This window comes from Streptomyces venetus (genome assembly GCF_039540295.1).
Classification (GTDB): Bacteria; Actinomycetota; Actinomycetes; order Streptomycetales; family Streptomycetaceae; genus Streptomyces; species Streptomyces venetus.
On sequence record NZ_BAABET010000001.1, the window covers coordinates 614,000 to 631,501 of the forward strand.

The 17,502-nt window shown below is 70.3% G+C and carries 15 protein-coding genes and 2 tRNA genes; 6 read left to right on the forward strand and 11 right to left on the reverse strand.

All coding sequences use genetic code 11. The annotated features are described in order from the left end of the window. Positions 1-72: 72 nt before the first annotated feature. Positions 73-1,026 carry a hypothetical protein gene (locus tag ABEA82_RS02675; protein WP_345659688.1) on the forward strand — a complete coding sequence of 318 codons (954 nt, stop codon included), beginning with the start codon at positions 73-75 and terminating at the stop codon, positions 1,024-1,026. A 70-nt stretch (positions 1,027-1,096) separates the two neighbouring features. Here the strand turns inward: ABEA82_RS02675 and clpX are convergent, their stop codons facing one another. The 5 genes from clpX to ABEA82_RS02700 form a co-directional block, all read right to left on the reverse strand. Then, positions 1,097-2,383 carry an ATP-dependent Clp protease ATP-binding subunit ClpX gene (gene clpX, locus ABEA82_RS02680; protein ID WP_345659689.1) on the reverse strand — a complete coding sequence of 429 codons (1,287 nt, stop codon included), beginning with the start codon at positions 2,381-2,383 and terminating at the stop codon, positions 1,097-1,099. 181 nt (positions 2,384-2,564) lie between these two features. Further along, positions 2,565-3,272 (reverse strand): ATP-dependent Clp protease proteolytic subunit, encoded by a 708-nt coding sequence (locus ABEA82_RS02685; RefSeq protein ID WP_003990232.1) that lies wholly within the window; start codon positions 3,270-3,272, stop codon positions 2,565-2,567. 110 nt (positions 3,273-3,382) lie between these two features. After that, positions 3,383-3,988 carry an ATP-dependent Clp protease proteolytic subunit gene (locus tag ABEA82_RS02690; RefSeq protein WP_052310444.1) on the reverse strand — a complete coding sequence of 202 codons (606 nt, stop codon included), beginning with the start codon at positions 3,986-3,988 and terminating at the stop codon, positions 3,383-3,385. A gap of 336 nt (positions 3,989-4,324) precedes the next feature. Next, positions 4,325-5,710 carry a trigger factor gene (gene tig / locus ABEA82_RS02695; RefSeq protein ID WP_345659690.1) on the reverse strand — a complete coding sequence of 462 codons (1,386 nt, stop codon included), beginning with the start codon at positions 5,708-5,710 and terminating at the stop codon, positions 4,325-4,327. Between the two features lie 194 nt (positions 5,711-5,904). Further along, positions 5,905-5,981: transfer RNA gene (locus ABEA82_RS02700), tRNA-Pro, on the reverse strand. Between the two features lie 164 nt (positions 5,982-6,145). Here ABEA82_RS02700 and ABEA82_RS02705 point away from each other — a divergent pair. Both ABEA82_RS02705 and ABEA82_RS02710 read left to right on the forward strand, forming a co-directional pair. Next, positions 6,146-6,216, forward strand: a tRNA-Gly gene (locus ABEA82_RS02705). Positions 6,217-6,440: 224 nt separating this feature from the next. Further along, positions 6,441-6,644, forward strand: coding sequence for a hypothetical protein (locus ABEA82_RS02710; protein ID WP_345659691.1), 204 nt, complete (start codon positions 6,441-6,443; stop codon positions 6,642-6,644). Positions 6,645-6,723: 79 nt separating this feature from the next. On the opposite strand, the gene ABEA82_RS02715 is transcribed toward ABEA82_RS02710, so the two are convergent. Together ABEA82_RS02715 and ABEA82_RS02720 are read right to left on the reverse strand one after the other, a co-directional pair. Then, a complete protein-coding gene (locus ABEA82_RS02715; protein ID WP_345659692.1) occupies positions 6,724-9,072 on the reverse strand; it encodes a protein kinase domain-containing protein in 2,349 nt (782 codons plus the stop codon). A gap of 107 nt (positions 9,073-9,179) precedes the next feature. Then, a complete protein-coding gene (locus ABEA82_RS02720; RefSeq protein ID WP_003990237.1) occupies positions 9,180-9,374 on the reverse strand; it encodes a hypothetical protein in 195 nt (64 codons plus the stop codon). A gap of 637 nt (positions 9,375-10,011) precedes the next feature. Here ABEA82_RS02720 and ABEA82_RS02725 point away from each other — a divergent pair. After that, complete coding sequence (locus ABEA82_RS02725; protein WP_345659693.1) at positions 10,012-11,199, forward strand: acyltransferase family protein; 1,188 nt, start codon at positions 10,012-10,014, stop codon at positions 11,197-11,199. Between the two features lie 15 nt (positions 11,200-11,214). Here the strand turns inward: ABEA82_RS02725 and ABEA82_RS02730 are convergent, their stop codons facing one another. Next, entirely contained in the window at positions 11,215-11,676 is a 462-nt protein-coding gene (locus ABEA82_RS02730) for an HD domain-containing protein (RefSeq protein ID WP_345659694.1), read from the reverse strand. Positions 11,677-11,718: 42 nt separating this feature from the next. Then, on the reverse strand, positions 11,719-12,897 hold the full coding sequence (locus tag ABEA82_RS02735; RefSeq protein ID WP_345659695.1) for a SpoIIE family protein phosphatase: 1,179 nt from the start codon (positions 12,895-12,897) through the stop codon (positions 11,719-11,721). A gap of 162 nt (positions 12,898-13,059) precedes the next feature. Here ABEA82_RS02735 and ABEA82_RS02740 point away from each other — a divergent pair, with 162 nt between their 5' ends. Further along, positions 13,060-14,313 (forward strand): GNAT family N-acetyltransferase, encoded by a 1,254-nt coding sequence (locus ABEA82_RS02740; protein ID WP_345659696.1) that lies wholly within the window; start codon positions 13,060-13,062, stop codon positions 14,311-14,313. Between the two features lie 13 nt (positions 14,314-14,326). Here ABEA82_RS02740 and ABEA82_RS02745 read toward each other — a convergent pair whose 3' ends face one another. Continuing rightward, positions 14,327-15,136 (reverse strand): Fpg/Nei family DNA glycosylase, encoded by an 810-nt coding sequence (locus tag ABEA82_RS02745; RefSeq protein ID WP_345659697.1) that lies wholly within the window; start codon positions 15,134-15,136, stop codon positions 14,327-14,329. 102 nt (positions 15,137-15,238) lie between these two features. Further along, complete coding sequence (locus ABEA82_RS02750; RefSeq protein WP_345659698.1) at positions 15,239-15,724, reverse strand: ribose-5-phosphate isomerase; 486 nt, start codon at positions 15,722-15,724, stop codon at positions 15,239-15,241. 275 nt (positions 15,725-15,999) lie between these two features. Here ABEA82_RS02750 and ABEA82_RS02755 point away from each other — a divergent pair, with 275 nt between their 5' ends. Further along, complete coding sequence (locus tag ABEA82_RS02755; RefSeq protein ID WP_345659699.1) at positions 16,000-17,496, forward strand: amino acid permease; 1,497 nt, start codon at positions 16,000-16,002, stop codon at positions 17,494-17,496. Positions 17,497-17,502: the final 6 nt, after the last annotated feature.

Consider the following 17,502-nt stretch of genomic DNA (forward strand, 5'->3'; position numbering starts at 1 on the left):
CGATGCCATGCACACGGCGGGTCTGCGCCAGGATGTCTCGAACGCACAAGCATCTGGAGGGGAACCCAGAACATGAGCTACAACCAGCCGGGCCCGTACGGCGGGCAGCCTCAGCAGCCCGGTCCGTACGGCCAGCCGGGTCCGTACGGCCAGCCGCCGCAGGCGCCCCAGCCCGGCTACGGCTACCCCCAGCAGGCCCCTCCGGCCCAGCCCGGTTACGGCTACCCGCAGCAGGCCCCGCAGGGCGTCCCGCCCCAGCAGGCCCCCTACGGCCAGCAGCCCCAGTACGGTCAGCAGCCGCCCTACGGCCAGCAGCCCCAGTACGGCGTCCCCCAGCCCCCGCCCCCGGGCGGCGGCAAGAAGAAGACGGGCATCGTCATCGGCGCTGTCGCGGTTGTCGCCGCGATCGCCGTGGGCGCCTACTTCGTGATCGGCGGCGGTGGTGGCCTGGAGGACGACGGGCCGCACAAGCTGACGACGCCGGCGACCGTGCTCACCGACTACAAGCGCAGCACGAAGGACGGGGCGTCCGCCGGCAGCGACTCGACGGCGGAGCTGGAGAAGAGCGGCGTCAAGAACGCCAAGTCCGCGGCGGGCATCTACAACACGGTGGACCTGAGCGACTACGACCCCGACGACCCGTCGTCCGCGGCGAAGCTGGCGACGGCCAAGACGCTCACGATGGCCGGCGCCTACGGCGAGATCTCCGACCCGGAGGCGACGCTGGACCTGTTCTTCGCCAACTTCAAGAAGTCGGCCGAGAAGGAGTCCGCCACCGGGTCCGGCAAGCCCGAGGTGATCGGCGAGCCCGAGGCGGTCGACCTCGACGGCGCGGTCATGAAGTGCCAGTCGGCCAAGGCTCAGGACCGGCTGACCAAGAAGGAGAAGACCAACTGGTTCTGCGCGTGGGCCGACTACAGCACCATCGCCATCGTGTCGCCGGGTGACGCGGCGCAGGGCGTCACCAAGGACGTGGCGGTCGACCTGACGACCAAGGTCCGCAAGGAGGTCCGCGTCGCGGCCTGACGCCGGACACGACGAAGGCGCCCGGCAACAGTGCCGGGCGCCTTTCGCGTGCGGTGGGTGACGGGCCGTACTAGGCCGTCTTCTGCTCGCCCGGGCCGCGTCCGCGCGCGTCCCGCGGGATCAGCGTCGGGTTGACGTTCGACTGGACGACGTCCGCCGTGATGACGACCCGGGCCACGTCCTTGCGGGACGGGACCTCGTACATCACGCCCTGGAGGACCTCCTCCATGATGGCCCTGAGGCCACGCGCGCCGGTCTGGCGGAGGATGGCCTGGTCGGCGATGGCCTCCAGGGCCTCGCGCTCGAAGTCCAGTTCCACGCCGTCGAGTTCGAAGAGGCGCTGGTACTGCTTCACCAGGGCGTTGCGCGGCTCGACGAGGATCTGGAGCAGGGCCTCGCGGTCCAGGTTGTGGACCGAGGTGATGACCGGCAGACGGCCGATGAACTCGGGGATCATGCCGAACTTGACCAGGTCCTCCGGCATGACCTCCTGGAACTGGTCCTTGGACTCCATCTCGCGCTTGGAGCGGATCTGCGCGCCGAAGCCGATGCCCTTGGCGCCGGCCCGGGCCTCGATGATCTTCTCAAGACCGGCGAAGGCACCGCCCACGATGAACAGCACGTTCGTCGTGTCGATCTGGATGAACTCCTGGTGGGGGTGTTTGCGGCCGCCCTGCGGCGGGACCGAGGCCGTGGTGCCCTCCAGGATCTTCAGCAGTGCCTGCTGGACGCCCTCGCCCGACACGTCGCGGGTGATCGAGGGGTTCTCGCTCTTCCTCGCGACCTTGTCGATCTCGTCGATGTAGATGATCCCGGTCTCGGCCTTCTTGACGTCGTAGTCGGCCGCCTGGATCAGCTTGAGCAGGATGTTCTCGACGTCCTCGCCGACGTATCCCGCCTCCGTGAGCGCCGTGGCGTCGGCGATCGCGAAGGGGACGTTCAGCATGCGCGCGAGGGTCTGCGCGAGGAGGGTCTTGCCGGAGCCCGTGGGGCCGAGCAGGAGGATGTTGGACTTCGCCAACTCGATGGCGTCGTCACGGCCGTTCCCCCCGCCGTTCTCGCCGGCCTGGACGCGCTTGTAGTGGTTGTACACCGCGACCGAGAGGGCCTTCTTGGCGGCCTCCTGGCCCACCACGTACCCCTCGAGGAACTCGTAGATCTCGCGAGGCTTCGGGAGTTCCTCCCAGCGGACCTCGCTGGTCTCGGCCAGCTCTTCCTCGATGATCTCGTTGCAGAGATCGATGCACTCGTCGCAGATGTACACACCGGGCCCTGCGATGAGCTTCTTGACCTGCTTCTGGCTCTTGCCGCAGAACGAGCACTTGAGCAGATCGCCGCCGTCACCGATGCGTGCCACGGTGTGCTTCCCCTTCGCCTGGGAGACTCCTGGACGCCGACGTCCAGCGGACTCCTGGTGCTGCCTTATGTCCGACGGTACCTTGCCGGGCCCCTCGTTCGGGCCCCCCTTGGCGCGGTTCACTTTGACGTGGACCGTGCCAAACCGTGCCAAGGGGCGGCAGACGATACAGCCTCTCGCCTCAGCGCAGGCTCGAGTTGTCCATCTTCCGGGTGGTGATGATCTGGTCGATCAGCCCGTAGCTCAGCGCGTCCTCGGCCGTGAGGATCTTGTCGCGCTCGATGTCCTCGCGGATCTTCTCGACCGGCGTGGTGGAGTGCTTGGCGAGCATCTCCTCCAGCTGCGAGCGCATCCGGAGGATCTCGTTGGCGGCGATCTCCAGGTCGGACACCTGGCCGCGGCCGGTCTCGCTGTACGGCTGGTGGATCAGCACGCGCGCGTTCGGCAGGGCCATGCGCTTGCCCGGCGTACCGGCGGCCAGCAGGACGGCGGCGGCGGAGGCGGCCTGGCCCATGCAGACCGTCTGGATGTCCGGCTTCACGTACTGCATCGTGTCGTAGATCGCGGTGAGCGCCGTGAAGGAGCCGCCGGGGCTGTTGATGTAGACCGAGATGTCACGGTCGGGGTCCATCGACTCCAGGCACAGCAGCTGCGCCATGACGTCGTTGGCGGAGGCGTCGTCGATCTGGACGCCGAGGAAGATCACGCGCTCCTCGAAGAGCTTCGCGTACGGGTCGTACTCGCGGATGCCCTGCGAGGTGCGCTCGACGAAGCGCGGGATGACGTAGCGGGACTCGGCCTGCGGTCCGGTGTAGCGGCCCTGTGAGTCGCTCATGTCCTGCACGGCGCTCATGCGGTCGTAGAGGCCGCTGCCGGGGAAGTGGTTCACGGTGTCTCCTGAAAGGGGCTGAGGCGGTCGGCTGGGGCTGCTGGGGCGTCCTGGGCCCCGCACGGGGCCAGGTGGGGTCCTACGGGGCTCTGGGAGCCTCGTGGGCCCGCTCAGGCCCCGGTGCCGCCGCCGCCCGGCATACCGGCGGCCGTGGGAATCACGTCGTCGATGAGGCCGTACTCCTTGGCCTCGAAGGCGTCGAACCAGCGGTCGCGGTCCGAGTCGCGGGTGATCTGCTCGACCGTCTGGCCGGTGTGCTGGGACGTGAGCTCGGCCATGCGCTTCTTGGTGTGCAGCAGCCGCTCGGCGTGGATCTTGATGTCCGACGCCGAACCGGCCAGGCCCGCGGAGGGCTGGTGGATCAGGATCTCGGCGTTCGGCAGGGCGAAGCGCTTGCCGGGGGTGCCCGCGCTGAGCAGGAACTGGCCCATCGAGGCCGCGAGGCCCATGGCGATGGTCACCACGTCGTTCTTGATGTACTGCATGGTGTCGTAGATCGCCATGCCGGCCGTGATCGAACCGCCCGGGCTGTTGATGTACATGTAGATGTCCTTGTCCGGGTCGGCGGCAAGGAGCAGCAGCTGTGCGGTGATCTTGTTCGCGATGTCGTCGTCGACCGGCTGGCCGAGGAAGATGATCCGCTCGTTGAGCAGCCGGTTGTAGACATGGTCGCCGAGGCCTCCGCCAATGGAAGGCTCGCCGGCGGCGGAGGGCATCAGATTCGTCACGTATCCACCTGCTCGTCTTACGACGGCGCCGGGCCGTCTCACGTTTCCCTGCGGGGCTGGAGCCGTTCGCAGACTCCACTGCCCTCGTATTCATGGACCCTAACGCGCGGGTCCCTTCGGGGAATCCCGGAGATGGGAGTGTTCGCCGGGGGCGTAGCGCTGCGCGGCGGGGCCGGGGTGGTTTCGGGCCGTGGGCGGCTGCGGGCGCGTGGGGGCTTGGCGCGCAGTTCCCCGCGCCCCTGAGGGCGCTGCCCCCGCGGGTGACAAGAAGGCCCCGGGGTTTCACACCCGGGGCCTTCCTACGATCTACGCGGTGCCGGGGGCTCAGCCCTCGGTCTTCTCCTCGGCGGACTCGGTGGTCTCGGCGGCCTCGGCCTCGGGGGCCTCGGTCTCCTCGTCCTCGTCGTCCAGGTCGATGACCTCGCCGTTGGTGTCCTTGACCGTGGCCTTCTCGACCACGACGGCCAGGGCCTTGCCGCGGGCGACCTCGCCGACCAGGAGCGGAACCTGGCCGCCCTCGACGACGGCCTGGGCGAACTGGTCGGGGGACATGCCGGAGGAAGCGGCGCGGCGCATGAGGTGCTCGGTGAGCTCCTCCTGGTTGACGTTGAGCTTCTCCTGCTTGACGAGCTCGTCGAGCACGAACTGGGTCTTGATGCCCTTGACCGCGGCCTCACGGGTCTCGGTCTCGAACTCCTCCTCGGTCTTGCCCTGGATCTCCAGGTACTTCGCGAGGTCGAGGCCCATCTGGCCGAGCTGGTGGTGCTCCAGGTTGTGCTTGCGGGTGTTGACCTCGTCCTCGAGCAGCTTCTCGGGGACCGGGACCTCGACCAGCTCGAGCAGCTTCTCCAGGACACGCTCCTGGGCCTGCGTGGCCTGGTCGTACTGCTTCATGTTCTCCAGGCGCTTGCGGCTGTCGGCGCGCAGCTCCTCGATGGTGTCGAACTCGGAGGCGAGCTGCGCGAACTCGTCGTCCAGCTCGGGCAGTTCGCGGGCGGCGACCTGGGTGACCTTGACGGTGACCTCGGCCTCCTTGCCGGCCGCCGAGCCGCCCTTGAGCTCGGAGGTGAAGGTGGCCTCGCCACCGGCCTCCAGGCCCTTCACGGCGTCGTCGATGCCGTCCAGCAGCTCACCGGAGCCGATCGTGTAGGAGACGCCGTCGGCGACGCCGTCCTCCAGGACCTCGCCGTCGACCTTGGCCTCCAGGTCGATCGTCACGACGTCGCCGTCCTCGGCGGCGCGCTCGACCGGGGAGGTGGAGGCGAAGCGCTCGCGGAGCTCCTCGACCGCCTTCGCGACGTCCTCGTCGGTGACCTCGACGGCGTCGACCTCGACCTCGATGCCGGAGAAGTCCGGGATCTCGATGGAGGGGCGGATGTCGACCTCGGCGGTGAAGTTCAGCGTCTCGCCGTCCTTCAGCTCCGTGATGTCGACCTCGGGCTGGCCGAGCACGTTGAGCTCGGCCTCGTTGACCGCGTCGGTGTAGAACTTCGGAAGCGCGTCGTTGACGGCCTCCTCCAGAACCGCACCGCGGCCGAACCGCTGGTCGATGACCCGGGCCGGGACCTTGCCCTTGCGGAAGCCCTTCACCGTGACCTGCTGGTTGATCTTCTTGTACGCCGCGTCGAGGCTGTCCTTGAGCTCCTCGAAGGGCACCTCGACAGTGAGCCGAACCCGAGTCGGGTTCAGGGTCTCCACGGCGCTCTTCACGGTTCGGTCTCCTTGTGGCTGACTTCTTGGTTTCTGCCGGGGCCAGAACGGCCCGGCGGATTTCGCCGCCCGGAGGACTTCAGACGCTGAGACACACGGGCGTGCAGCTTGCATAGTAACGGCAGCGACTACACCGCCCAAAAGGCGATCACATAAGTGATCCGATGGGCGATCACGCGAGGTGATCGGGTGGCTGGTCGGGGTGGCGGGATTTGAACCCACGGCCTTCCGCTCCCAAAGCGGACGCGCTACCAAGCTGCGCCACACCCCGTCTGGTGCGACACGTAGGGTACATGCCGACGGGCGGTGTGGCCGCCGCATTTCCACCGGGGCTCCGCCTCGTCGGCCCGGGCCGGAATGCGGTGTGCGGCGGAGGGGTCCGACCCGCTACGATGCCTTCTGTGCCGCGGTCACCCGACCTGCGGCGCATGCCGTGCGGGCGTAGCTCAATGGTAGAGCCCTAGTCTTCCAAACTAGCTACGCGGGTTCGATTCCCGTCGCCCGCTCTGAAGGCCGAAGGCCCGGGTGAGAGGTTGTTTTCCTCTCCCCGGGCCTTCCGCGTACCCGGGGCATTCGCCCGTCCGGGGGACCGTGGGCCTTGTCCGAGGCGCTCTGAAATATCTCCTGCCGGTTCAGGCGCCACTATGGGTGCCAAGCAGGAGGCCCGCACCACCGAACGGGCTTGGCGGCTGATCGGTGGGGCGGGCACCGAGTACCAGGAGGTACCGCTATGAGTGTGGTTCCCACCCGCTCTGTTCTGTCAATCGCTCGCCCGAGGGACTGGGCGGCCCTGCTCGTCGTCATCGTGATCGTCTACGCCCCGGCGGCACAGGTCCAGGACATCCTGACCAGTCTGATCGCCCTGTCAGGAGTGCTCGTCTCGGGCTCCGCGGTGAGGGCCGTCTCGCTGCGGCAGCCGCAGGCGACCGTCTGAGGGCTGGTCGCCCGCTCGGTACGGCTCGGGCCCGGTCCCCGTGGACCGGGCCCGACGTGTTGTCCGGGACCTTCCCGGCTCAGAGGTCGCGTACGTCCACCGTGTAGACGGAGCGGACGCCGTAGGGGACGTACAGGGCGTCGCCGACGAGGACCGGCGGGGCTCCGGAGGTGACGAGCGCGCTGTCGACGCGGCCGCCGTCGTCGCGGCCGGGCCGGGTGTCCTCGACCTCGCCGGTGCCCGTGTCCAGGGCGGCCAGGCGGCCGCTGGGGGACGCGAAGTACACGTGGGTGGCGGAGGCGGTCGGCGGGCCCTGCTGCTCCACGGTGGAGTTGGACTCCCACAGCGTCCGGCCGGTGCTCGGGGAGACCGCGCGGACGCCGCCGCTGCTCCGGGTGAAGTAGAGCGTTCCGCGGACCAGGTACACGTTCGCGTCCTCGGGCCGGGGCTGCGCGAGCCGGCGCACGGTGAGCACGTGCGAGGAGACGTCGATCAGGGTCAGACCGCTTCGTGTGGTGAAGGCGTCCGCGAGCACCAGGCGTCCGTCGTGCTGGCCGAGGACGTCCGCGGCGCCCTTGATCTCGACGGACCAGCGGGCCTTTCCGGTGGCCGGGTCGAGCTGGGAGACGGTGGTACGGGCGGCTTCGCGGTCTTCCGGCGAGGTCGCGCAGATGAGGTAGGCGCGGTCGGCCGCGGTGCGCAGCAGGCAGTCGCCCCGGTCGTCCGGCTTGGGGCGCTTCCAGCGGACCTCGCCGGTCCCGGCGTCGAGCAGGGCGTACTCGTCGCCCTGGGGTCCGTAGAGGGTGATGACCCCCTCGGGCACGGCCGTGGACGCGCCCTGCGTGCTGTCGGGGGCCGTGGCCATGAATCCGCTGCCGGTCGGGGTCCGCCAGAGCACCTTGCCACTGCCGGGGGCCAGGGCGAGGACCCGGTAGCTGCTCCATATGCCGTTCGCCGCGTCCCGCTCGTCGGCCTCGTAGGCGTAGACGCGGCCGTCGCCGGTGCCGATGATCGCGCCCTCGTCGCCGAAGCTCGCGTCGGGTGTGGGGTCGACGGGCATGGACCAGGTGTTGCGGCCGTCGGCGAGACCGAAGCGGGTCGCCGTGAGGTAGGCGCCGGCACAGACCAGGGAGGTGTCGACGGCGGCGCAGCCCGCGAGGGGGCTGTCGGACCCGCCCAGGACGCGCTCGCTGCCCTCGGGGGCCTTCGCCGTGGTGGCCCAGGGCTTCCAGCCCGCGGGGAGGTCGCTGCGGGCGGCGGGGACCGGTGAGGGGGCGGAGTCGCTGTCGCGGCCGAGGGCGTCGGTGAGGACGACGGTGGTGACGGCCAGTACGGCGGTCAGGGCCGCCATGACGGCCGCGGCGAGGAGGTACCGGCGTGCGCGGCCGCCGGACGGCCGGGTGGGCTCGGGCGCTGCGTCGCCGGAACGGGTCGCCGGGGTCCCGCCACGAACGGGTTCGGCTCCTCGGCTCGCCGGGCGGCCGGACGGGGCCGGGGCCCCGGGGCGGACCGGGTCGGTCCTCAGGCCCTCGGACGCCGAACGGCGGGACGGGGCCGGGGCCCCGGGGCGGACCGGGTCGGTCCTCGGGCTCTCCGGTGCCGGGCGCGGGGCGGGGGCGTGGCCGTCGCGCAGCAGGGTCAGGAGTTCGTCGGCGGTGACGCGGGACTTGGGGTGCTTCTCCAGGCAGAGGCGCAGGAGCGGAAGCAGTTCGTCCGGTACGCCGGAGAGTTCCGGTTCGCCCTCGACGACCCGCAGGGCCGTTTCGTAGGGGCTCGGGCTGTCGAACGGTCCGCGGCGGGTCGCGGCGTAGGTGAGGACCGAGCCGAGGGAGAAGACGTCGGCGGCGGGGCCGACGTCCTGGGGGGAGGCGAACTGTTCCGGGGACATGAAGGGCGGGGTGCCCATCACGCGGCCGGTCTGGGTGAGGACCTCTGCGGCGGCGAATTCCGCGGCGCGGGAGATGCCGAAGTCGATGACGCGGGGGCCGTCGTCGGCGAGCATCACGTTGGCCGGCTTCAGGTCGCGGTGGACGACTCCGGCCCGGTGAATGTCGCGCAGCGCCTCGGCGAGGCCCGCGGCGAGTTCGCGCAGGCGGGGCGGCGGGAGCGGGCCGTGCCGGCGGATGTGGGTGCCGAGGTCGGCGCCGGGGATGTAGAGGGTGGCCATCCAGGGGCGCGGGGCGCCCGCGTCCGCGTCCACGACCGGTGCCGTGAAAGCGCCGCTGACCTGGCGTGCGGCGGCCACCTCGCGGCGGAACCGGGCGCGGAACTCGTCGTCGTCGGCGTACTGGCCGTGCACGACCTTGATCGCGAGGCGCCGGCCGGAGGCCGAGCGGGCCAGGTAGACCACACCCATGCCGCCGGAGCCGAGGCGGTCCTCGATGCGGTAGCCGCCCACTTCCGCCGGGTCGGAATCGCGCAGCGCCATCCCCGTACGTTCCCCCCGTCACGCACCGTCCTGTGGTCGGGGCGAGCGTATCCGCCCGCGCCGGAGACCCGCCGCGCGGGGCTCTGGAGGGGGCGCGCTCCTCCCGGTCAGAAGCTGATGGAGTTGATGGTCTCCGCTATCGAGTTGAGGAACCGCTGGATGTCGTCGGCCATGCCGGTCGAGGCGAGGAAGAAGCCGAAGAGGACCGCCACGATCGCGGGACCGGCCTTGATGGAGCCGCCTCTCAGCAACACCACAAGGATGATCGCCAACAGCAGCACCACAGACAGTGAAATGGCCACAACTGATCACACCCTAGGTCGGTCCGCTCTCCCGGCCCGGGGACGCGACCCCGCGCACCCCCGCCAGAACCATCGTGCCACCAACCCGGCCCCGCTATGCGGCCGGTGACGCATCGACCACCTCACCCCTGTCCGGAACCTCGGGTACCAGGTGTGTCGCGGGCCCGACGGCAGGATCCCAACGGCGGAGACTCGTACGGCAATTCGAGACACCACCCGGGCTGGGAATTCACCTCGGTCGTTTCCGTATCCACACAACGCGTTCGCAGCTAATTCGAATTGCCGCCACGGGCTTCCCAACGACCCTGTGAGCAGGCGCCGAAGGGGGGCGGAGGCGGACATTCCACCAGAGTCGCCTGCTGGTCTTATGCACTGCTTAGTCCGGAAGTATGCCGACAAGGAGGGCCTACGCCGTGGACGCAATCCACCCTCGGACGATGTGTCGGCCATCACGCCGACAGTGATGTCAACTACCCGTAATCCGGGGTACTCACAGCGAATAGCCAGGATTAACGTCCGGCGTTTTACGAATAGCCGCAGGGAACGCTAGGGTGCCTCAGATGTTCCACGCTGCCCCGTCCCCCGCACGCGCAGCGAGGTCCCGGATCGTCTTCCCGAACTCCTGGTGGGAGGGTCTGTGACGAACTCGCTGCGACCGAACGGCGACCGCAAGGCGCCACTCCCCCCGGCCCGGTCATCGGCCGACGGAGTGCCGAGCCCGCGCTCGCCGCAGAGCCCGCAGAGCCCGCAGAGCCCGCAGAACGGCAAGCAGCGCGACGCGTTCTTCGACAACGCCAAGTACCTCGCCATCGCGCTGGTGGCCATGGGCCACGCCTGGGAGCCGCTCAAGGGCGACAGCCGGATCCTCGAGGCCGCGTACCAGGTCGTCTACGCGTTCCACATGCCGGCGTTCATCATCATCTCCGGCTACTTCTCGCGCAGTTTCGACATGCGGCCCGACCGGCTGAAGCGCCTGATCACCGGCGTCGCCGTGCCGTACGTCGTCTTCGAGACGGCCTACCCGCTCTTCAAGCGCTGGATCGACAACGACCCGAGTCAGGAGATCAGCCTCCTCGATCCCTGGTACCTGACCTGGTTCCTGGTCGCGCTGTTCATCTGGCGGCTGACCACCCCCATCTGGAAGGTGGCGCGCTGGCCGCTGCCGCTCGCGCTCGGCCTCGCCATGCTGGCGACCGTCTCCCCCGAGATCGGTGACGACCTGGACCTCCAGCGCGTCCTTCAGTTCCTGCCGTTCTTCGTGCTGGGCCTGGTGATGAAGCCCGAGCACTTCCAGATGGTGCGCCGCCGGTCGGTGCGGATCGCCTCGGTGCCCGTGTTCGCCGTCGCGCTGGCCTTCAGCTGGTGGGCGGTGCCGCGCATGAACACCGCGTGGTTCTACCACCGGGACGCCGCGCAGGAGCTGGGCGCCCCGTGGTGGACCGGCCCGGTCATGGTGCTCGCGATGTTCGGCTGCTCCCTGGTACTGACCGCGTGCTTCTTCGCCTGGGTGCCGCGCCGCCACATGTGGTTCACCGCCCTCGGCGCCGGCACGCTCTACGGCTACCTGCTGCACGGCTTCCTGGTGAAGGCCGGCGACTACCAGGGCTGGTTCGAGGCGACCTGGTTGCACCAGCCGCTCGGTGAGATCGCCGTGACCGTCCTCGCCGCCGCCGTGGTGACGGTGTTGTGCACCAAGCCGGTGCAGCGCGTGTTCCGGTTCGCGATGGAGCCGAAGATGGAGTGGGCCTTCAAGCGGGACGCGGCCGAACTCGCCCGCGAACGCCAGAGCTCCGAGCGGCGCGAACGCGAGAAGGTCAGCGCCTGACGGCCGGAGCGGAACTCACCTGACGAGACCGAGAAGTACGCGCATCCGTGCGTACTTCTCGGTCAGTCGTGTCCGGGTGTCCGCGTCGAGGACCGCGAGGCGGGCCGGGTCCGCGTTGTGCGCCAGGTCCGCCTCCTTCACCAGCAGCGCGCCGGGCGTGGCGAGGATGCGCGCGGCGTACGCCTCGGGCGGCTCCCCGGACCGCTTGGTGACCGCGAGGACGATGTCCTTGGTACGGCTGCTCAAGCCCGCCTCGCGCAGCCACTCCGGCGACAGCGCCTCGTCCTCGACGGCGTCGTGCAGCCAGGCCGCCGCGATCTGCTCCTCGTCACCGCCCCTGGCCCGTACCCCCTCCGCGACGGCGCGCAGATGCTCGGCGTACGGCCGCCCCGCCTTGTCGGTCTGGCCGGCGTGCGCGGCGCGGGCGGTGGCCTCGACCTGGGCCAGGGGCAGCGGGGTGCGGGGTGTCTCGGTCACCGCCCCAGTGTCCCCCCGCGCAGCGCCGCCCGGGCACCCGCCTCAGCGGATGGCGGCGGCCGTCGGGCCCTCTCGGCAGATCAGCAGCAGGGCCCGGTCGTCGTTGACGTCCTTGGCCACTGCCTCGATGAGGTGCCAGGCGGCGCCGTGGAAGCCGCCGGGCACGTAGCGGTCGGCCTCGCCGGTGAGGCGGTCGATGCCCTCGACGATGTCGCGGTCGGCGGTCTCCACCAGGCCGTCCGTGAACAGCATCAGTACGTCACCCGGCCGCAGCGAGCCCTTCACCGGATCGAACTGGGCACCGTCGTACACCCCGAGGAGCGGTCCCTCGGCCGCCTTCTCCTCCCAGCGGCCGCTGCCGGCGCTGAGTTGCAGGCCTGGCGGATGCCCGGCGGAGTAGAGCTCGTAGTCGCCGGAGTCCAGGTCGAGGACGAGGTGGATGGAGGTCGCGAAGCCCTCGTCCCAGTCCTGGCGGAGCAGGTAGCCGTTCGCGGCGGGGAGGAAGGCGTGCGGCGGCAGGGAGCCCAGCAGGCCGCCGAAGGCGCCGGACAGCAGCAGAGCGCGGGAGCCCGCGTCCATGCCCTTGCCGGAGACGTCGGTGAGGACGACCTCGAGCGTACGGCCGCCGTTGGTGCGCGCCGCCACGACGAAGTCGCCGGAGAAGGACTGGCCGCCGGCGGGGCGCAGGGCCATCTCCCGGTGCCAGCCGTCGGGCAGGTCGGGCAGCTTGCTCTGCACCCGGATGCGTTCGCGCAGGTCGAAGAGCATGGTGCCGCCGCGCCGCCAGGGCACACCGACCCGGCTGCGGAACTGGGCCAGCAGCAGCCCGAAGAAGCCGCAGGCCGCGACCACGAGCACCACGCCCGGGGTGACCCTGGACGGGCCCTCCGTGTACGGGCCCAGCCGCACCGACTCCACGATCAGCGCGGTGGCCGCCGCCGCGTACAGGCCGAGCAGGCTCGCCGGGCGCAGCAACAGGCCGCCCACGACGACCGGCAGGACCAGCGCGGCCGGTGAGAACCACACCGAGTTCGCCAGCGTGGCCGCGGCGATCAGCGGGACGGTCAGGAACAGTCCGGCCAGGGCGATCCAGTCCGAGCCGTCGCCGCGGAAGTAGTCCACGGCGGCTCGGCGCACGCCGACGCGGGCCCGGTGCCACTGCTTCTTCAACCGGGCCGTGAACGTGTCGGCTTCCGCGCGCCGCTCTCGTCCTGATGCCATTAGTTCGGGACCCTATCCATCGGACCAGCCGCTTGGCACGGGAGGTCCCACTTGTCCCCCGTCCGAGGGCCGACTTCACAGTGAACTTCACCACGTGCCGCCCCGCCGCCGCCCGGGGGAAATTCCCTCGCTCGTCCCGCATTGCCCTGGTAGGCATGGCCCATGGCGACTGACTCGGCCGGTTCCGCGGCGACCCCGCGGGTGCTTCGGCAGGACGACTGGGACAAGTGGTACGACACCCTCATACGGGGCTTCGGCGGGGTGCCGGAGGCCGCCGAGGAGCGGGAGTTGTGGAACTCGCTGACCGAGTTCGACCGTTCACTCGGGGTGTGGGACGGGGCCGAGTGCGTGGGGACGGCGGGGGCGTTCGGCTTCCGGCTCACCGTGCCCGGCGGGGCCTCGGTGCCGGCCGCGGGCGTCACGATGGTGAGCGTGGCCGCCACGCACCGGCGGCGCGGGGTCCTGACGTCGATGATGCGGCGGCAGTTGGACGACGTCCGGTCCTGGGGCGAGCCGCTGGCCGTGCTCACGGCTTCCGAACCGGCGATCTACGGGCGCTTCGGATACGGCGCCGCCTCCTTCCATCTGAACGCCGAGATCGACACGAGCCGGGTGCGCCTGCCGTCCCTGCCCGCGGGCACGGACGAGGTGCGGGTGCGGTACGCCGACCCGACCGAAGTGCTCGGCGCGTGCGAGGCCGTGTACGCGCGTCTGGTGCCGTCGCGGCCGGGGATGCTGGCCCGGCAGCCCGGCTGGGAGCGGCTCGGGGTGCTCGATCCGGAGAGCCAGCGGGAGGGCGCGTCGCCGTTGCAGTGCGTCCTCGCCGAGCGGGACGGCGAGACGGTCGGGTACGCCCGGTACCGCGTCAAGCCGAGCTGGGAACCGGCCGGGCCGGAGGGCACGGTGATGCTGAAGGACTCGGCCGCGCTGGACCCGGCGGCGGACGCCGCGCTGTGGAGCTTCCTGTTCGGTATCGACCTGACGTCGAAGCTGGTGATGTACGGGCGGCCCGTCGACGACACGTGGCAGTACCTGGTGTCCGACATACGGCGGTGCCTGCCGCGCTTGCGGGATTCGCTCTATGTGCGTCCGGTGGAGGTGGGCGCCGCGCTGGAGGCCCGGACCTATCAGGCGCCGGTGGACGTGGTGTTCGAGGTGGAGGACGCGTTCTGCCCCTGGAACGCCGGGCGTTGGCGGCTCAGCGGCGATGCGAAGGGGGCGTCCTGCGCGCGTACGACGGACGCGGCGGACGTCGCGTTGTCCGTGCGGGAGCTGGGGGCGGTGTATCTCGGCGGGGTGAGCCTCTCGGCGCTGGCGGCCGCGGGGCGGGTACGAGAGGTGCGGCGGGGGGCGGTGGCGGAGGCCTCGCTGGGGTTCGGGACCGGCGTGGCGCCGTGGCTGCCGCACGGGTTCTGACCCGGCGGGGTGTTCAGCGGCGCTGGCAGCCCGGGCACCAGAAGAGGTTGCGGGCGGCGAGATCGGCGGTGCGGATCTCGCCGCCACAGATGTGACAGGGCAGGTCGGCCCGGCGGTAGACGTACACCTCACCGCCGTGGTCGTCCACGCGGGGCGGCCGGCCCATCGCCTCCGGGGTGTGTTCCGGGCGGACGGTGTCGATGCGGTTGTTGCGGACGCCCTCGTGCATGAGCTCGACCAGGTCGGTCCAGACGGCCTTCCACTCGGCCGGGGTGATGTCCCTGCCCGCGCGGTACGGGTCGATGCGGTGCCGGAAGAGGACCTCCGCGCGGTAGACGTTCCCCACGCCGGCGATGACCTTCTGGTCCATGAGGAGAGCGGCGATCGTCGTACGGCTGCGGGCGATGCGGCGGTACGCGGTGTCCGGGTCGGCGTCGTCACGGAGCGGGTCGGGGCCGAGGCGGTCGTGTATCGCCTGCTTCTCCGGGGGTGTGATCAGGGCGCAGGTGGTGGGGCCGCGGAGGTCGACGTACGCCGTGTCGTTCGCGAGGCGCAGGCGGACGGTGTCGGTGGGCGGGGGCGCGGGGGCCGGGCCGAAGGTGACCTTGCCGAAGAGGCCGAGGTGGATGTGGACCCAGTCGGTGTCGCGGAAGCCGAGGAAGAGGTGCTTGCCGTGGGCTTCCGTGCGGGTCAGTTCCGCGCCGGCGAGGAGGGTGGCGGCGGGGGTGAACTTGCCCTGCGGGCTGGTCGTCCGCGGGGTGGTGTGGAGGAAGGCGGCGGCGTAGTCCTGGGCCAGCCGGTGAATGGTGTGGCCTTCCGGCACGGGTCTCTCCAGTGATCGTCGCCTTGCCCCAGCGCCCGGAGCGGACCTGCGCCCGGACGCCGCGTCGCCCCCCTGGCCCGTGTGCGCAGGGGAGCGGTCCCGTTACTGCTGGGGGTGGTGCGGGGGGATGGGGGGCAGGTCGCCGGTCGTCTCGTAGCTCTTGAGCATGTCGATGCGCCGGATGTGACGCTCGTCACCGGAGAACGGCGTGCTGAGGAAGACCTCGACGAACTTCGTCGCCTCGTCCTGCGAGTGCATGCGCGCGCCCACGGCGACGACGTTGGCGTTGTTGTGCTGGCGGCCGAGCCCGGCCGTCTCCTCGCTCCAGGCGAGGGCCGCGCGGACGCCCTTGACCTTGTTCGCGGCGATCTGCTCGCCGTTGCCGGAACCGCCGATGACGACACCGAGGGCGTCGGGGTCGGCGGCCGTGCGCTCCGCGGCGCGGAGGCAGAACGGCGGGTAGTCGTCCTGGGCGTCGTAGATGTGCGGGCCGCAGTCGACGGGGTCGTGACCCGCCGCCTTCAGCCACTCGACGAGGTGGTTCTTGAGTTCGTAGCCCGCATGGTCCGAGCCGAGGTACACGCGCATGGGATGAGTGTGACACGGGGGTTTCGGGGAAGGTGCGCGGGGTGGCGCTCACGAAAACCTGAGCCGAATGTGAGGCGCATTACGGAAGCTCAGGAAAACCTCAAGTAACAATCTGGATTCAAAGGTTCTCCTATTCGTTCGCCTCCGATTCACTGGACCGGCTCGTACACCGCTCGTACGAGCCTCTGTACGCCGTCACACCACGACACACCCCGTTCGTGCGGCTCGTGCGGTCCGTACAAGTACAGCCCCCCGGCGCAAAGGAAATCCGTTCCATGACCTCGCAGCCGACGACGAAGACGACTGGAAACGATCGCGGCCCCGGAGAACCCGGCGGCCCCGGCGGCAGCGGCGGAGCCCACGACTCCGGACTGCAGGCCGGCCTCAAGAACCGGCACCTGTCGATGATCGCCATCGGCGGTGTCATCGGAGCCGGCCTCTTCGTCGGATCCAGCTCCGGCATCGCCACCGCCGGCCCCGGCATCCTCCTCTCCTACGCCCTCGTCGGCACGCTCGTCGTGCTGGTGATGCGGATGCTGGGCGAGATGTCGGCCGCCAACCCGACCTCCGGGTCCTTCTCCGCGCACGCCGACCGCGCGCTCGGATCCTGGGCCGGGTTCTCCATCGGCTGGCTGTACTGGTTCTTCTGGGTCGTCGTGCTCGCGGTCGAGGCGACCGCCGGCGCGGTGATCCTGGAGGGCTGGATACCGGCCGTGCCGCAGTGGGGCTGGGCCCTGATCGTGATGCTGGTGCTGACCGCCACCAACCTGGTCTCCGTCGGGTCGTACGGCGAGTTCGAGTTCTGGTTCGCCGGGATCAAGGTCGTCGCGATCGCCGCGTTCATCGTCATCGGCGGACTGGCCGTCTTCGGGCTGCTTCCCGGCGTCGACAGCGAGCAGGCCGGACTGAGCAACCTCACCGCGCACGGCGGCTTCCTGCCCCACGGCGCGGGCGCCATCCTCACCGGTGTGCTCCTGGTCGTCTTCTCCTTCATGGGCAGCGAGATCGCCACCCTGGCCGCCGGTGAGTCCGAGAACCCGCAGCAGGCCGTCACCAAGGCCACCAACAGCATCATCTGGCGTGTCGCCGTCTTCTACCTCGGCTCGATCCTCGTCGTGGTCTCCCTGCTCCCGTGGGACAGCAAGTCCATCACCGACGACGGCTCCTACGTCGCCGCGCTGGACTCCCTCGGCATTCCGCACGCCGGCCAGATCATGAACTTCATCGTGCTGACCTCGGTGCTGTCCTGTCTCAACTCCGGCCTCTACACCGCCTCCCGCATGGCCTTCTCGCTCGGCCAGCGCGGCGACGCCCCGAAGGGCTTCGCGCGGACGACCGGCCGTGGTGTGCCGCGCACGGCGATCCTCGTGTCCGTCCTGTTCGGCTTCGTCGCCGTCTTCTTCAACTACAAGTTCCCGGACTCCGTCTTCCTGTTCCTCGTGAACTCCTCGGGAGCGGTCGCCCTGTTCGTGTGGCTGGTGATCTGCTTCTCCCAGCTGCGGATGCGGAAGATCATCCAGGCCGAGGCGCCGGAGAAGCTCGTCGTGAAGATGTGGCTGTACCCGTACCTGACCTGGGCCACGGCCGGGCTGATCGTGTTCATCCTCGGTTACATGCTCACCGACACCGAGCACGACGGGCGCACCACCATCCTGCTGTCGCTGCTCGTCGCGGCGGTCGTCCTCGTCATCGCCTTCGTGAAGGAGAAGACGCGCGGCAGGCGGCGCGCCGCCGAAGCCGCGCAGGCCCGGGACGAGGTCCCGGCCGGCTGACCGCCG

Bases quoted from the DNA above. Each gene is read 5' to 3' on its own strand.
- ABEA82_RS02675 (WP_345659688.1), top strand. From the start codon at position 73: ATGAGCTACAACCAGCCGGGCCCGTACGGCGGGCAGCCTCAGCAGCCC.
- ABEA82_RS02690 (WP_052310444.1), bottom strand. From the start codon at position 3,988: ATGCCCTCCGCCGCCGGCGAGCCTTCCATTGGCGGAGGCCTCGGCGAC.
- ABEA82_RS02710 (WP_345659691.1), top strand. From the start codon at position 6,441: ATGAGTGTGGTTCCCACCCGCTCTGTTCTGTCAATCGCTCGCCCGAGG.
- ABEA82_RS02715 (WP_345659692.1), bottom strand. From the start codon at position 9,072: ATGGCGCTGCGCGATTCCGACCCGGCGGAAGTGGGCGGCTACCGCATC.
- ABEA82_RS02735 (WP_345659695.1), bottom strand. From the start codon at position 12,897: ATGGCATCAGGACGAGAGCGGCGCGCGGAAGCCGACACGTTCACGGCC.
- ABEA82_RS02740 (WP_345659696.1), top strand. From the start codon at position 13,060: ATGGCGACTGACTCGGCCGGTTCCGCGGCGACCCCGCGGGTGCTTCGG.
- ABEA82_RS02750 (WP_345659698.1), bottom strand. From the start codon at position 15,724: ATGCGCGTGTACCTCGGCTCGGACCATGCGGGCTACGAACTCAAGAAC.
- ABEA82_RS02755 (WP_345659699.1), top strand. From the start codon at position 16,000: ATGACCTCGCAGCCGACGACGAAGACGACTGGAAACGATCGCGGCCCC.